The 16,192-nt window shown below is 41.4% G+C and carries 12 protein-coding genes; 9 read left to right on the top strand and 3 right to left on the bottom strand.

Annotated features, from left to right (window positions below):
• Positions 1 to 91: 91 nt before the first annotated feature.
• Positions 92 to 1,138, bottom strand: a complete 1,047-nt coding sequence (locus BV375_RS14705; protein WP_086761679.1) for a DUF6745 domain-containing protein — start codon at positions 1,136 to 1,138, stop codon at positions 92 to 94.
• Between the two features lie 102 nt (positions 1,139 to 1,240).
• Here BV375_RS14705 and modA point away from each other — a divergent pair, with 102 nt between their 5' ends.
• The 3 genes from modA to BV375_RS14690 all read left to right on the top strand — a co-directional run bounded on the left by modA (position 1,241) and on the right by BV375_RS14690 (position 5,982).
• On the top strand, positions 1,241 to 2,026 hold the full coding sequence (gene modA / locus BV375_RS14700) for a molybdate ABC transporter substrate-binding protein (protein WP_086761677.1): 786 nt from the start codon (positions 1,241 to 1,243) through the stop codon (positions 2,024 to 2,026).
• A 16-nt stretch (positions 2,027 to 2,042) separates the two neighbouring features.
• Complete coding sequence (locus tag BV375_RS14695) at positions 2,043 to 4,532, top strand: ATP-binding protein (RefSeq protein WP_086761675.1); 2,490 nt, start codon at positions 2,043 to 2,045, stop codon at positions 4,530 to 4,532.
• A gap of 148 nt (positions 4,533 to 4,680) precedes the next feature.
• Positions 4,681 to 5,982, top strand: a complete 1,302-nt coding sequence (locus BV375_RS14690; RefSeq protein ID WP_086761673.1) for a response regulator — start codon at positions 4,681 to 4,683, stop codon at positions 5,980 to 5,982.
• 68 nt (positions 5,983 to 6,050) lie between these two features.
• On the opposite strand, the gene BV375_RS14685 is transcribed toward BV375_RS14690, so the two are convergent.
• Entirely contained in the window at positions 6,051 to 6,413 is a 363-nt protein-coding gene (locus BV375_RS14685) for a response regulator (RefSeq protein ID WP_086686943.1), read from the bottom strand.
• 44 nt (positions 6,414 to 6,457) lie between these two features.
• Complete coding sequence (locus BV375_RS14680) at positions 6,458 to 7,861, bottom strand: response regulator (RefSeq protein WP_086761671.1); 1,404 nt, start codon at positions 7,859 to 7,861, stop codon at positions 6,458 to 6,460.
• A gap of 725 nt (positions 7,862 to 8,586) precedes the next feature.
• Here BV375_RS14680 and BV375_RS14675 point away from each other — a divergent pair.
• The 6 genes from BV375_RS14675 to BV375_RS14650 all read left to right on the top strand — a co-directional run bounded on the left by BV375_RS14675 (position 8,587) and on the right by BV375_RS14650 (position 16,137).
• Positions 8,587 to 9,261, top strand: a complete 675-nt coding sequence (locus BV375_RS14675; RefSeq protein ID WP_086761667.1) for a VWA domain-containing protein — start codon at positions 8,587 to 8,589, stop codon at positions 9,259 to 9,261.
• Positions 9,262 to 9,310: 49 nt separating this feature from the next.
• Entirely contained in the window at positions 9,311 to 10,093 is a 783-nt protein-coding gene (locus tag BV375_RS14670) for a PP2C family serine/threonine-protein phosphatase (protein ID WP_086761662.1), read from the top strand.
• Between the two features lie 58 nt (positions 10,094 to 10,151).
• Positions 10,152 to 12,338, top strand: coding sequence for a tetratricopeptide repeat protein (locus tag BV375_RS14665; RefSeq protein WP_086761660.1), 2,187 nt, complete (start codon positions 10,152 to 10,154; stop codon positions 12,336 to 12,338).
• 597 nt (positions 12,339 to 12,935) lie between these two features.
• Positions 12,936 to 13,709 carry a glucose-1-phosphate cytidylyltransferase gene (rfbF, locus tag BV375_RS14660; RefSeq protein WP_086761658.1) on the top strand — a complete coding sequence of 258 codons (774 nt, stop codon included), beginning with the start codon at positions 12,936 to 12,938 and terminating at the stop codon, positions 13,707 to 13,709.
• Positions 13,710 to 13,783: 74 nt separating this feature from the next.
• On the top strand, positions 13,784 to 14,995 hold the full coding sequence (gene lhgO / locus BV375_RS14655) for an L-2-hydroxyglutarate oxidase (protein ID WP_086761654.1): 1,212 nt from the start codon (positions 13,784 to 13,786) through the stop codon (positions 14,993 to 14,995).
• A gap of 200 nt (positions 14,996 to 15,195) precedes the next feature.
• Positions 15,196 to 16,137: a glycosyltransferase family 8 protein gene (locus BV375_RS14650; protein ID WP_086761652.1), complete on the top strand. Its 942-nt coding sequence runs from the start codon at positions 15,196 to 15,198 to the stop codon at positions 16,135 to 16,137.
• Positions 16,138 to 16,192 lie beyond the last annotated feature (55 nt).

Here is a 16,192-nt window from a genome sequence, read left to right as displayed (position 1 = left end):
AATTGCGATCGAGTTGGATTCTACACCTAGTTTTGATGGGTTTATTATATAGTTAGGAGCGATCGCCCAAACGCAACTTGAGTTATCTAATTCAAGTTTGCACACTAAAATCTTCTGGATCTATTCCCCAATTGACCCACCGAATTGCTTCTCTTGCCGATAATATATTGGGCGGAACTCGCAATACATGAATAAACCCTGTACTTGGGCAAGTCATTTTTAATAAAACAATTGGTTCAATATCAACTTCTTTATCTATCTTTAATAACGTGTATTCTTGCCAAGTATCTAATTCAACAGCTTGCAATTCGTAGGTAATTTTTTCATAACCAATACCTTGAATTAAAACTCGCCGCAGTTCTGCGTTAGCTTCTTCTAATAGCCATTGTGCTTGCCACTGATTCGGGTGTAATTGACCATATTTTTCTGGCAATCTTACACCATGATAGGCGTAGACATTAAACCCTTTATAAGCAATAGCAGGAAGTCCTTCAGCGTGCAATTTGTTATCTGCGTCAAAGCGAATTGTTGAGGGTTTAGGCGTAACTACAGCAATTTCTTTAAAAGACCACCACCAACCACAGTGTTTGGCAGTTTCCCACAAACCTTTCAGCTTGGAGCAATCTACACCAATAGCGTCAAAGTAAATACAACAGGCAAGCCATCCAGCCTCTCTAAGATGAAGAAATTCCCGCGTAGTCTCATCAATAAACTTTCCTTTCCAGACTGCATCTTTAACAGTTACCCAAAGTGTATCTTGAACAGTCAAATCTATGGTTTCTCCTAGATTTTCTACAACAGGATTTGAAAAATTGTCCCAAACATAATTCCAAAATTTTTCTCCAACAATCTTAATTAAACTCTTCTCCTCATCTTGCAAGATATGCTTCTTCATATAAGATCCCAATTGATCTCGATGAGAAACTATCCAAGTAGCTGCTATTAAAGGATTATCAAACCACAAAATTTGTTGTGGTGGCTTGAGTCCAGCACATTCATAAGCAAGGCAAATAGCTGCTTCTGCTTTTTGTTTATCTGTAGGTGAAGTATCTAAAGCAATCTTGAGCCACTCACCTCTAATAATAAGTATGAGTACTTCTTGTTCAGGGGTGAGTTTTTTAATGCGAGCCTGTGCCATACAGCTTTAAATTGACTATGGGAAAGTACGGTAACCTAATGTTTCTTGTTAGGTAGTTTACTTAAGTGGGAATACTAAACAGCAAGTCTTGAGGAACTCAGTATGAAATGCCTCCAGTGGATGGCATGGTGTCTTATAGCCTTGATGTTTGCTGTTTGGCTAGGAAGTTGCTCCCCCCCGCCAACAAAAGTGGTGAGCTTAAATTTTGCTGCGGCGGGTATGGTGCGCGGTGCACTGCAAGAGATCGAAGAACTCTATCAGCAGGAACATCCCAATGTTGTGCTTTACTCCATCTTTGCTGGGTCTGGCGTCGTCAAAGAGGCAATTGAGCAGGGAGAACCTTTTGATGGGATTTTATTGGCAGATATTCCACCGCTTGATGAATTGCAAACAAAGGGGTTAATTCTGCCTGAAAGCCGCAAGGAACTGCTGAGTACCGATGTTGTATTGATTGCTTCTGCTAATTCTTCCGTGCAAGTTTCCGATTTGCGGCAATTAGCGGACGATCGCATTAAAACTGTAGCCATAGGTGACCAAAATCTCGCAGTTGGTCGATATACCGCCACCCTGCTTACTAAGTTGGGTATTAAGCAGGCAGTGGAGTCAAAGGCAGTTGTGGTCAAGGTGGATGTAAGGGAAGTCTTACGAGCCGTTGAGCAAAAAGAGGCGGAGGTGGGCATCACTTTCCTCTCAGAAGCCAAAAGCTCTGCCGATGTGCAGGTGTTAACCACCGCATCAAAAGATTTTTACGAACCAATCCGATCCGGTATCGCTATTGTGAAAGGCTCTCCCCATCGGCAGGAAATGCAGGCTTATCTAGATTTTTTAAGCAGTCCCAAAGCAATAGCGGTATTTCAGAAATTTGGACTCCGTCCTCTACGCTCATAGGCAAAAGGAATCAGAGATGAAACAAGAATCTAACTTTCTGAGAACTATTGCCGGGAGCTTGGCAACAACCACCTTCGTGGCGTTAACAGTCAGTGGCATAGCATTTTGGAGCGCCAACCGAACATTAGAAATCAACCAGCAAATGGCCGAAGATTTGGAAACTCTGAATGCTGTAGAATCTGTGAGCAGCGCTTTGAAAGATACCGAAAATCTTCAGAGGCAATACCTGCTGACAGGCAATCAACAAACCTTCAGGGCATTTGGTATTCGTATGATCGATGTCGATCAACAAATGCGGCGATTGCAAAGCTTGCTCGACAAAGGATCTGGCGAACAAGTAGCTGGCGATCGCTTAGAAGCATTCACGATTCAACGTCTACGACAACTGCGCCAAGGCATTGAACTCAAGCAAACCAAAGGACTAGATGCGGCAATTGACCGCTCGCCAACGCAACTACTTGATGAAGCGACGTTGCTGATACAGCATATAAAAACCACAGAAACTGTGGAGTTGCGGTACAAACAGCAAGCTGCCACCAACACTACTATTCAGGCAATAGGGACGTTTTTGGTAGGCATTTTCTTTAACTTGGCAATCATTCTCTGGACTTACTGTTTAATTCGCAAAGAAACCTGGAAACGGAATCAGGCAGAAATCGACCTCCAGCAAAGTAACCAGAAATTCCAAGAACAAACTATTCTGATGCAACAAATCCTTAACTGCATGAGTGATGGAGTGGTTGTTGCCGATGAAAATTATCAATTCTTGGTTGTTAACCCTGCGGCTGAACAGATGTTTGACACAGAAGTCCCAGAGGGTCAGCCAGAAGAGTGGTCGCAGCAATACGGACTATTTCAAGCTGATCGAGTGACTTTGATACCCCAAGAGCAGCTTCCCATAGTTCGCGCTGTTCGGGGTGAGGAAGTAGATAATGTAGAAATTTTTATCCGAAATCGGAAAATTCCTGAGGGTCTGTGGGTGACATTTAGTGGCAGACCTCTTAAAGATCGAAGTGGTGCATTGATAGGCGGAGTAATCGTTTGCCGCGATGTTAGCACTCGCAAGTACGCAGAACTAGAGATATTGAAGGCGAAAGAAGCGGCGGAAGTTGCCAACCTTGCCAAGAGCGAATTTCTCGCGAACATGAACCACGAACTGCGAACTCCGTTGAATGGTATTCTGGGCTACGCTCAGATTCTCCAGCGCGACCCCACCACCACCCCCAAGCAGCAGAAGGGATTAGGCGTAATTTATCAATGTGGTTCCCACCTGCTGACCTTGATTAATGACATTCTCGATCTCTCCAAACTGGAAGTGCAGAAAATGGATCTCTATCCTCAAGATTTCCACTTTGCCAACTTCCTCACTACCACAGTCGAAATCTGCCGCATCAAAGCCGAACAAAAGGGTATTGCTTTCCATTACCATCCCGCTAACCTACCAACTGCTGTCCATGCGGATGACAAACGGCTGCGGCAGGTGTTACTAAACTTACTCAGCAATGCAGTTAAGTTTACTGATTTTGGCACGGTAAAATTTACGGTTGAAGCTGTAGCAAATCAAGAAACAGCAGATACTCCCTCAACGGGAATTCGCTTCCGAGTCGAAGATACAGGTATTGGCATCCCAGCAGAAAAGTTACAATCTATCTTTTTACCCTTTGAGCAGGCTGGAAAACGCGATCGCAATAGTGAAGGTACGGGATTGGGGTTAGCAATTAGTCAGCAAATTGTGCAGATGATGGGCAGTTCGATCCAGGTCAACAGCACTCTGGGTAAGGGCAGCACCTTCTGGTTTGAAGTGGAAATACTTGCTGCTGCCGATTGGCTGAATCAGTGTGGATCTAGTAATCAAAAGGTAATTGGCTACCAAGGCGAACGGCGCAAAATCTTGGTGATTGATGATCGCCCAGAAAACCGCGCTGTGGTGATGGGGATGCTGGCACCCTTGGGCTTCAAACTGGCGGAAGCAGATGATGGGCAAGCAGGATTGGATCGCGCACTCCAGATGCGCCCAGATTTGATCATTACCGATGTGATGATGTCAAAGATGAATGGGCTGGAAATGACCCGGCGCTTGCGTCAACTGCCAGATTTTTTAGTCACACCCATTATTGCTTCCCCTGCTAGCTTGTCTCAAGTGGATATGCAGGAGGCAATAAATGCGGGTTGCAGTAGCTTTTTTCCCAAGCCGATAGAGTTTACAGCCTTGCTGGGCGAATTGCAACGTCACCTAGAGTTGCAATGGATTTACGAAACCACACCGGAAGCGGCTGAATCGTCTGTTGTCGTTGCCAATCCGGTGGAACTGGTGATGCCGTCACCAGCAGAACTGACCACCATCTACCAAGCAGCCCAGGATGGCTTTATGAGCGATATCCAACAGGAAGCCAACCGCCTCAAGCAACTTAATCCCCAGTACGCACCTTTTGCTAATAAGCTGCTGGAACTGAGCCAGAAATTTGACGATGAAGCCATTCTCAATTTATTAGAAGCGCATAAGTAGAACGGTGCAAATAAATCCAGTGTGTAACGAAAAGTAAAGTTAACTAAAACTCTCTTTTCTTGTGCCGTCTGCCCTCTGCCCTCTGCCTTTTCTTAACGATAAATATTCACACCGACCTACTTATTTAAATTTTTTTAGGAGTTCAACTATGCCCGCTGACATTACAGCCCCAAAAGGAACCATTTTGGTAGTGGATGATAACCCTACTAACATTCAAGTGTTGTTTGATGTCTTAAGTGAGATCGGTTACCGGGTGGCGATCGCCAAAAGTGGAGAAGCCGCCCTACAACGCGTACAGTCTTACCATCCCGATATTATTCTGCTGGATGTGATGATGCCTGGAATTGATGGCTTTGAAACCTGTCAACGCCTCAAAGCTGACTTCGCTACCCGCGATATTCCGGTAATTTTTATGACTGCTCTCTCCGACACCGTAGATAAAGTCAAAGGGCTGAGTCTGGGTGCAGTAGATTACATTACCAAGCCCATCCAACACGAAGAAGCCCTGGCACGTATCCGAGTACACCTGCAACTACGTGAGTCCCAAAAATCCTTACAACAACAGACCACAGAACTCTCTCAGGCACTAGACAACCTCAAGCAGGCACAGGTGCAGTTAGTGCAAAGCGAAAAAATGTCTTCACTTGGACAAATGATGGCGGGTGTAGCCCATGAAATCAACAATCCCGTGAATTTTATTTATGCGAATCTTGCTCCCGCCAAAGAGTACATCAAGGATTTGCTAAATTTTATCGAGTTATATCAAGAATGCCATCCTCAACCCCATCCCAAAATTCAAGACTGGATGGAAGAGGTAGATATCGACTATTTACAAGCAGATTTGCCCAAGCTTATAGATTCTTTGAAACTGGGGAGCGCTCGCATCCGGCAACTCGTTATCTCACTACGTAACTTTTCTCGCTTAGATGAATCAGGAACTCAGGTTGTCGATTTGCACGAAGGCATCGAAAGCACCCTGTTACTCTTGCAACATCGTCTTAAACCAAGACCAGAACATCCTGGCATTCAAGTTGTGCGAGACTATGGACAACTGCTCCATGTGGAATGCTATCCCAGTCAACTCAATCAGGTATTCATGAATATTTTTGGTAATGCCATTGATTCCTTGGAACAGCGAGATCAACAACGCAGCCTTGACCAGATCCGAGCCAATCCCAGCAAAATTACTATTCGTACTGAACACATACCAAACGAGGCGATTGCCATCTGCATTGCCGATAACGGTTGTGGCATTGAAGAAAATGTCTGTTCCCAAATGTTTGAGCCATTTTTTACTACCAAACCCATTGGCAAAGGTACTGGATTGGGGCTTTCCATAAGCTATCAGATTGTTACCCAAAAACATGGTGGTAAAATCTATTGCCAGTCCACACCGGGTATGGGATCTGAATTTACAATCGAAATTCCGGTTCGGCAAGCTGTTTGTTAGATTTGTCCCTTGTCATTGGTTATTTCTCCCTTGTCCCATTTCTCCCCAATCTCCCTGGTCTTCTAAAATTACCCGACAACAGATTCCAGCGCACGTAGTAATTGTTGTTTGGTAAAAGGCTTAGTCAAATAAACATCTGCGCCTTGCTTCATGCCCCAAATCCGGTCAATTTCTTTATTTTTAGAACTACAAATAATAATTGGTACTTTCTCTGTTACAGGATTTTTTTTCAGTTGGCGACAAAATTCAAATCCACTCAGTCCTGGCATGACTACATCGGTAATAATCACATCAGGGTGGTGATTGACTGCCTGATCTAAACCATCTTTAGCATCGTAAGCTTTAAGTACAATGTAGCCGCTATCTTTGAGAAAACTGTTAATTAATTCCAACTGAGAAGGCGTATCTTCAACCACTAAAACTGTAGCCATATTGATTCCGAATCGCAATTCAAATTAGTATAATTTTGAGTTATTCAAGCCAAATGCATGAAAACAAGCTTCAGCAATTCTGCACGGGTAAAAGGTTTAGTGAGATAACCAGAAGCTCCTACTAAATTAGCCTTGACTTTATCGACAAGTCCCTTATTCGCTGTGACAAATATAATGGGAGTATTTTTGAACATTGAATTATTACGTATAATTCGGCACAACTCATAACCATCAATCCCTGCCATATTTAGATCCAGTAAAATTAAGTCTGGTTTGTGCCTAATAATCGACATAACAGCTTTTAATGGATCGTCAATAGTTACTACAGAAAAATTTTCATCTTCTAAGAAACGACTAATTTCTTTGAGAATGGTAGGGCTATCATCTACAGAAATGATTTTGTAGACTTTTTTAGCAGTAGCAGTAGCAGTAGTTACTCTTTCAGCAGCAGAATTTATGTTATTTGGTATTGTTAATTCCTGAAAATTGTCTTGAGAAGGAGAAGAAATATATGGTAATTCTTCAATAGGCGCTATATCATCTAAAGGAATGTTTAGGGAGGCTTCAGCATCTGTACTACTTGGTTCTACTACTGTATCAACTAATTCTTGTTTCGCTGGTTCTGTAATGTATTGAGGAGAGGTTGAAAATTCGCCGGATGTCTTTGGTAATTTATCAAATGGTGGGTCGGCTTCATGTAATATAATCCCGCCATTTACTATGTAATGATATAAGTTTTGAACCAATTGAATTTCATCTTGGTTCATAATTACCGCAAGATGACGCAGGCTAAAACCTTTCATCCAGTTAGTTAAGTTTGGTTGGAGATCTAAGAAAGTTGGATTCTGGATGTATTTATTGATAAACAGGTAAGGACGCTGATAAGGAGAAGAAATGTGGGGCGCGAAAGCTTGCCAACGCTGTAATTTTGCTTGGCAACGGTCTATAATTTTTTCTACGTCCAGCCTGCAAATTTTTGGCACATTATTAGGTAAATTGCTTAATTCAAAATTACCCACTTTGATTAATAGCCATGATTCAATCACTTCTTTAACTAATTCTTGAATCAGTACTGCTGCTTGAGTGGAGTGTAAATGTCCTTGTTCAACCAGCCAAGTAATAGCTTGGTATTCAGGAGGCTCGGTAGCCAAATTACTATGCTGTTCTATGAATTGACTGGGGGAGTCAACTTCAAACATCAGACGTAATTGGACACGAATTTGACTGTTGAGCAGGGGAATTTGATGACTTAGACGACGTAAATGGCGTTCTAATCGATCAAATGGTTCGACTGAGTGAGTAGCATAGGTTATTTTGCCCTGTTCTAGGTAAATAAACCAAGAAACTGAATTGCTCAATGCTTGCAAACAAGTACTGTCAGAACTTTTAGATAACTGACTTAATAAACTCTGGGGACTTAGTTTGGTGAATGTGCCTGAAAGATTCATATTCTCGAGTTTTCCGGAAAATCAACGTGAATCTAGGTAAAGTTGAAATAATGGTCATGAGGCATTTTTTTATTCTCAATTTTTCTCTAAAAACAAATTATTTTTAGGATATGTAGCACTCCTATTTGATTTGTGAACTTACAAAGTAGGGGTAGGCAACTCTTAACAGGAAACAAGAGAGCTAGAGGAGTAGGTCAATTTTTCAAAAATCAAACCAGATTTCTATATGTGCATACCTTATAAACCATAAACACCACAGTATAGCTCGTTTGTTAAATTTTGTACTGCATACTGAAGCCTGGGATTTTTAGGGTGCTTTTGATTTGTAGTTGACATATTTACCTAAGGGTAATTCTGATGTCTATAACTGTTGAGTCTGATCTATTTATTTTTTTCATATAAAATTGGGGGTTTCTACACAAAAGCTTTAAACTTTTTTGCAGGCAGAAGTAGGTATTTATTGTATTGTGGGTTTACGGTAACTATGAAGTTTGATAGATGCTTTAATGAAGTTAATGTAAATACTAGGTAATTTCCTTTTTACTCAACTATCTCTTAGTTAAGATTCTCTTGAAGATGTAGAGAATTGAGTAAGAATATTATTATTAATAAAGGTTAAGGAATCTACCAAAAAATGCGTTAAATGTAGTTTTTGCAACCCTGAAAACTATATACTTTGAGTAAAAGGAAAGAAGAATTTGGATTATAACATAACACGAAAAGTTATGCATGATACCTTAAGACTTGATGAAGTCGTAGAATTTGCTGAAAACCCAGAGCCACGTTGTCCTTGCGTATTATTACTAGACACATCTGGTTCTATGCAAGGAGATCCAATTGAGGCTTTAAATCAGGGTTTGCTGAGTTTAAAGGATGAATTAGTTAAGAACTCCTTAGCAGCTAGGCGAGTAGAGGTAGCAATCGTCACATTTGATAGCAATGTTAATGTAGTCCAAGATTTTGTGACTGCCGATCAATTTAACCCACCAATCCTGACAGCGCAAGGATTGACAACGATGGGTTCTGGCATTCATAAAGCATTGGACATGATCCAAGAGCGCAAATCTCAATATCGTGCTAATGGTATTGCTTACTATCGCCCTTGGGTATTTATGATTACCGATGGCGAGCCACAAGGCGAGCTAGACCACGTGGTAGAGCAAGCTACCAAGCGTTTACAAGGTGATGAAGCTAGCAAACGTGTGGCATTTTTTACTGTGGGAGTAGAAAATGCCAACATGACACGTTTAAATCAAATAGCTGTGCGTACACCGCTGAAACTGAAAGGACTCAATTTTATTGAGATGTTTGTTTGGTTGTCAGCTAGTATGTCAGCAGTTTCGCACTCTCAGGTAGATGAACAAGTAGCACTACCGCCAATTGGCTGGGGTACTGTTTAATAAAAGTTGCAGCTTGATATTAACACAGCTAGCTGTTGCAAGAAAATTTATGAATATGTCAAAACAGATACCTCAATGGCGGGTGGTAGCTGCATCTGTATGTGGTACAAGCCATTTAAAAACCAAACAGCTGTGTCAAGATGCTCACCACTGGCAATTATTGTCTGATAATGTGTTGGTGGCAGCAGCAGCAGATGGTGCAGGTTCAGCCAGCCAAGGGAAAGTCGGAGCGATGATTGCTGTGGAAACAGCGATAGAAAACATATCTATTAAAGAAGTTACTCGCGACGCCTTAGCTGATGATGCAATTGTGCGATCGCTATTAACAGACGCGATACTAGCCGCCAAAAAAGCAGTGGAAGATGAAGCCGCTGCTTGTGATAAACAACCTCAAGATTTAGCAACTACCTTAATTCTGATGGTCGCCACACCAGAAGTGGTGGCCGTGTCCCAGATTGGTGATGGCTTGGCAGTAGCTAAGGATAGCATGGGTAACCTCCTAGCATTAACCATGCCTGACAGTGGTGAATACATCAACGAAACCACTTTTTTGACTTCACCTGGAGCTTTAGAAACAGCGCAAATGAGATTATGGCGTGAAGACATAGTCAATGTTGGCGTTCTCACAGATGGACTACAAATGCTGGCTTTAAATATGGTTGTTGGTGAACCGCATAAACCATTCTTTTTTCCTTTATTCGATTTTGTGGCGAATACCCAGGATAAAACAGTGGCCAAAGAACAGTTAGTCAAATTCTTAGGGTCTGAGCGGATCACACAGCGTACCGATGACGATTTAACACTGATCATCGCGGCACTCAGCAAACCATAAGCAACGATTCCGCCAGATTGAGCATTTTTCAGTAACCCCCGTTAACCGTGACTTTATCATGCAGGTACTACGTTGTCTTCCTAAACAAGAAATTCTCAACCTTAACGTCAGTTTAGGGCGTGGTGGTGAGGCTTGTATCTATGCGGTGCCATCTCATAGTAATTTAGTGGCCAAGGTTTATCACAAACCCACAGTCGCCCATGCTTACAAACTCCAAGCAATGCTGGCTAATCCGCCAGAAAACCCTACAGCGAGTTTAGGGCATATTTCCATTGCTTGGCCCCAAGATCTATTACGATCAGTAGATGGTAGCGATCGCATTATTGGCTTTTTAATGCCGCGCATTCGGGGAATGCGTCCAATCATTGACTTTTACAACCCAAGAACCCGCCGTCAACATTGTCCTTTATTTAACTATCAGTACCTGCTGCGCACAGCTCGAAATTTGGCAGCAGCTTTTGCTGCTTTGCATAGTAGCGGATATTGTATTGGCGATGTCAATGAGTCGAATATCCTAGTTAGCGACACAGCACTGGTAACCTTAGTAGACACAGACTCCTTCCAGGTAATCGATCCAGATAGCAATGTTGTTTACCGTTGTCCTGTAGGAAAACCAGAGTTTACGCCACCAGAACTCCAGAATAAGATTTTTTCCCAGTACGATCGCGAAATTACCCATGACTTATTTGGGTTAGGGGTGCTGATATTTCAACTCTTAATGGAAGGCACCCATCCATTTTCGGGAATTTTTCAAGGTGCTGGTGAGCCACCAGCCTACGAATCACGCATTGCCGCTGGTCATTTCACTTACAGTAGAAGGCGGCAAGTACCCTACCTTGCTACTCCCGTTGCACCCGCTTGGGAAATTCTCCATCCCGCCTTGCAAGAACTATTTTTGCGTTGTTTTGAAGATGGCCATCAAGACTCGCATCTGCGTCCTAGCGCTCAAACCTGGCTATCGGCAATAGCTGAAGCCGAAGAAAGCCTTGTTACCTGTAGTGTCAACCCTCAGCATAACTACAACAGCCACCTGAATGTATGTCCTTGGTGCGAACGTACCTTGCGCTTAGGTGGACGCGATCCATTTCCATCACATCAAGCAATAGCAGCTAGAGAACATCTCAAGCCTCGGATTCCAGCGAAAAGGCGCTACAATAACCAACCTACTTACAGACCACAGCAGCCAGCGGCTCCATTGCCAACTTATCATTGGCAGCCAGGAGTTCCCCAACAAAACACTCCTTTTTATCAACAGCTCAAGCAGCGGAAGTTTTACCCTGTGGTCTTGTGCTTGCTGGGTTTTGGGTTATTAGGCTATTTGGATGTCATGGTGAAATTCACTCGCCCCTTTGTATCCCAAAATGCCTATTCTCAGCAAACTTTAATGTCTCGTCAGACAAACAATAACAAAAATCTCAACTTTGCTGATTACTACAAACAAGGTCATGCTGCTTACAAAGTGCGAGATTATGCGCGAGCCATTGAGAATTTTAACCAAGCTATAGAAAAAGACCCCAATCACGCCAAAGCTCATGTTAACCGAGGTAATGCTCGCTACAACATGAAAGACTATGAAGGAGCGCTCACAGACTACACCGAAGCTCTGCAAATCAATCCGCGAGAAATCAAAGCTTTTGTAAATCGGGGTAATGTTCGCTACATGCTTGCTGAATACAGCAACGATCCCGATCGCGAGTATACCCTAGCGATCGCCGATTTTAATAATGCACTGCGCCTGAATAATAAAGAAGTTGAAGCTTACATCAGACGGGGTGTTGTCCGCTCCCAAGTTGCTAAATATAGCGGCGACTCTCAACAAGATTATCAGCTAGCACTCAATGATTTTACGCAAGCGATTAATCTCAATGCATCGAAAGCAGAAGCCTACTTTCAACGGGGTATTGTTCATTCGCAAATAGCCCAATATAGCAGTAATTACGTTCAAGAGTACAACAAAGCGATCGTTGACTTTGACCAAGCATTAAGCATCAATTCCAAAATGGGTAAAGGATACCTCAAACGAGGTATGATTCACTACGAACTAGCGCAATATGGTGGACGAGACTCAGAGGCAAATCGTCTGAAAGCAATCGACGATTTACAGACATCTGCCAAAGTCTCTCTAGAGCAAGAAGACATGGAAAATTACCAACAAGCACTCAGTAGCCTCTGTATTGTTGTAGAAAACAAATGTGATGCTTTATTCCAAAGTACAAATATCTTGGATTCAGGAGAAACAAAATAGCTAAAAAAGTAATTTTTATAACTAGTTGATTACTAGTAACTTGTTAGTGACAATTGTAGAAAACCTTGCATTATCTGGGTTAGCATGAGCTAACCCTATTTTTTTATAAGGTATATTTTTATTTAATTAAGTATTAAATTTTTAACTTTCAACATATTCATAAACTTTTTACATATCAAAGATTTTTATTTACCTTGCCTTCACAAACAATAGCAAAAATATCGTTAGATTGTTTACGGAGAAAAATAGATAGAAAATAAATTTTTCTCAATTCCAGGTGCCATCGCTTCATCTTGATAAGAATTCAGAATTCAGAAAATATTCAGCTAGAGATTCAGACTTTAGCTAATAAGTAAAGCTTTCCCGAAAGTAGGCTATCAAATTAAAACTTTGGTGGGTTTGATAGGTTTGCAATAAGCACTTGTGTAGTTAAAAATTCAGGACTAAATGCCTGGTGACGAACTCACTTTTCTCTCATCATTAATGCGGTGAAGCACTAGTTTCTGATTCCTGAATTATTTTCTGATAACTAACCAGAAAGTAAATTGAACAAGGTGAATAAATATTAACCAACCTGCAAATCTTTGAGGTAATTGCATGAAAGCAGTGATTTTGGCTGGTGGTCTGGGTACACGCCTAAGTGAAGAAACCAGTATCAGACCTAAGCCGATGGTAGAAATTGGTGGTAAGCCAATTTTGTGGCACATCATGAAGAGTTACTCTGCCCACGGTATTAATGATTTTATTATCTGTTGCGGTTACAAAGGTTACATCATTAAGGAGTATTTTGCTAACTACTTCTTGCATATGTCAGATGTTACCTTTGATATGCGTTTTAACCAGATGAATGTGCATTCTGGCTACGCTGAACCTTGGCGTGTCACTTTAGTTAATACAGGTGATAACACCATGACAGGCGGACGCTTAAAACGAGTTAGAGAGCATCTTGGCAATGACACTTTTTGCTTCACCTATGGTGATGGTGTGAGTGATGTAAATATCACAGAACTAATTAAGTTGCATAAAGAACAAAATAGCTTAGCTACACTCACAGCCGTGCAACCTGCGGGTCGTTTTGGTGCAATTTCTTTGGGACAGGAACAAACTAAAATTACTAGTTTTCGAGAAAAACCCGAAGGAGATGGTGCTTGGATTAATGGTGGTTATTTTATTTTAGAACCGGAAGTGATCAACTTTATTGCTGATGACACCACTGTTTGGGAGAAAGAACCATTAGAAAAGCTAGCTGATATGGAACAGTTATCAGCTTACAAACATAGTGGCTTTTGGCAGCCAATGGATACATTACGCGATAAAAACTATCTGGAGGAGCTATGGAAAAATGGTCAAGCTCCTTGGAAAGTATGGTAATAACATAGTTATGAGTTATAAATGTAATTTAGCTCCTAACTACTAACTTAGTTCTAGTTGCAGGTGCAATAATAATGTATGATTTTGCAATTATCGGTGGCGGAATAGTCGGACTTTCCACAGCGATGGCTTTAGGTAAATGCTATCCCAATGCACGGATTTTAGTAGTAGAGAAAGAGAGCAATTGGGCATTTCACCAAACAGGTAATAATAGTGGTGTAATTCATTCAGGAATTTATTACAAACCAGGAAGTTTTAAAGCTAAATTCTGCCGTGATGGTGCTCGCTCGATGGTAGAATTCTGCCAAGAACATGGAATTGATTATGAAGTTTGTGGCAAGGTAATTGTAGCAACTTCAGAAGCAGAACTACCACGCCTTGAAAATCTCTACAAACGCGGCTTAGACAATGGGATAGCAGTCCAGAGAATCAGTCCTGAAGAAGTCAGAGAAATTGAACCCCATGTCAGTTGTGTAGGCGGAATCAGAGTATGTTCTACAGGAATTGTTAATTACAAGCAAGTTAGCAACAAATACGCTGAGTTAATTCAAAAACAGGGTGGAGATTTACGCCTCAACACCAAAGTCGAGAAAATTCGCCCAAGTGGTAAGAATCAAGTACTGGAAACAAACAACGGTAGCTTTGAAACTCGCATTGTAATTAATTGTGCCGGCTTGCATAGCGATCGCATTGCTAAACTAGGTCAAGTTGAACCGCAAGCGAAAATTGTGCCTTTCCGGGGAGAATACTACGAACTCACAAAAGAAAAACGCTATCTTGTCAAAACTCTCATCTACCCGGTTCCCAATCCAGATTTTCCCTTCCTTGGTGTTCACTTTACCAAGATGATTGATGGTAGCGTTCATGCAGGGCCAAATGCAGTTCTGAGTCTCAAACGCGAAGGTTATCTCAAAACTGACTTTGACCTGCGAGATTTTGCTGAGGTAATGACTTACCCCGGTTTCTGGAAATTAGCAGCCAAACACGCTGATGAAGGAATCAAGGAAATTATTCGTTCTTTTAGCAAAGCAGCCTTTGTTAAAAGTTTGCAAAAACTTATTCCGGAAGTGCAAGCACAAGATTTAGTTCCTACCCATGCAGGAGTCCGTGCTCAAGCTTTGAAGAATGATGGCTCTCTCGTAGATGACTTTTTGATTGTTCAAGGTCAAAACTCTATTCATGTTTGCAATGCGCCTTCCCCAGCAGCCACTTCTTCTTTAGAAATTGGCAAAGCAATTGTGGCACAAATACCCGAACTATCACATTTAGCAGTGTCCGTCAATTAATTTAAGTAGGCTGCAAGGATTAAACTCAGCAAGACCAGCATTGCATTTGCTGTAGTTTAATTAGCTCAAAATTGCTGTGATTTGCCAGCCGCTATGTTGAATTTGGAAGCACTGGCACGATTTCTTACTTCACCGGGTAGCTGATAACATCCCAACCTTTTAATCCCAACATCAGCCAACTAGTTATTAAGGTGAAATTTATGGGAGTTATATCAGATTTTCAGCCAATTGCCGTTGTTTGCGCTGCTGATAATAACTATGCAATGCCTCTTGCTGTAACAGTGCGATCGGCACTTGCCAATCTTAACAGTAATTGCAAGATGTTCTTATTTATTCTTGATGGAGGAATTAGTAAAACCAACAAACACAAGATTATTAAATCGCTTGACTCAGAACAAATTGAAATTTCTTGGGTGCAGCTAAATAATGCACTATTTGAAAATCTGGCATTGAATAGGCATGTAACAATTCCTACCTATTATCGACTACTCCTACCTCAAGTTTTACCAAAGCATTTTGATAAAGCAATTTATCTAGATAGCGACATGGTAGTAACAGGAGATTTAGCAGATTTATGGAACATCGATATAGGAGATAATTATGTATTAGCAGTTCAGGATGATGTCCAGTTATATGTATCAATGTGTGAAGCTTTACAAAATTATCAAGAATTGGACATCTCTCCAGATGCTAAATACTTTAATGCTGGATTGTTAGTCATAAATATTCATAAGTGGCGAACTGAGAATATAGGTAGCAGAATCATTGAATATCTTCAACAAAACCAAAAATATCTACCTAACGATCAAGATGGACTAAATGCCATTTTGGCTGGTAAATGGGGAGAACTTCACCCAAAATGGAACCAGATGCCAAGGATATATGATGATTCATTTGGGAAAAATAGTCCGTTTCCAGAAGATATTTATCAAGATGTGCTACATCATCCTTGCATCATTCACTTTACTAATACTCCCAAACCCTGGTATGCGGGATTGCGAGTGGAATGTGAACATCCCAAAAAAGATTTATTCTTTCACTATCTTGACATGACAGATTGGTCAGGATGGCGAGATACTCTGTGGAGACGTCTGGGTAGAAAATTTATGAAAATGACTTTCATAAATACATCGAAACTCTAAAAATAAACCTTGGCATATCTCCTCTTACTTAACACTTCATCTAATAGAAATCAAT

The sequence above is a fragment of the Nostoc sp. 106C genome (assembly GCF_002154725.1).
Lineage (GTDB): Bacteria > Cyanobacteriota > Cyanobacteriia > Cyanobacteriales > Nostocaceae > Aulosira.
Note: the sequence above shows the minus strand (reverse complement) of the source record. Positions and strands in the feature narration are given on the sequence as shown.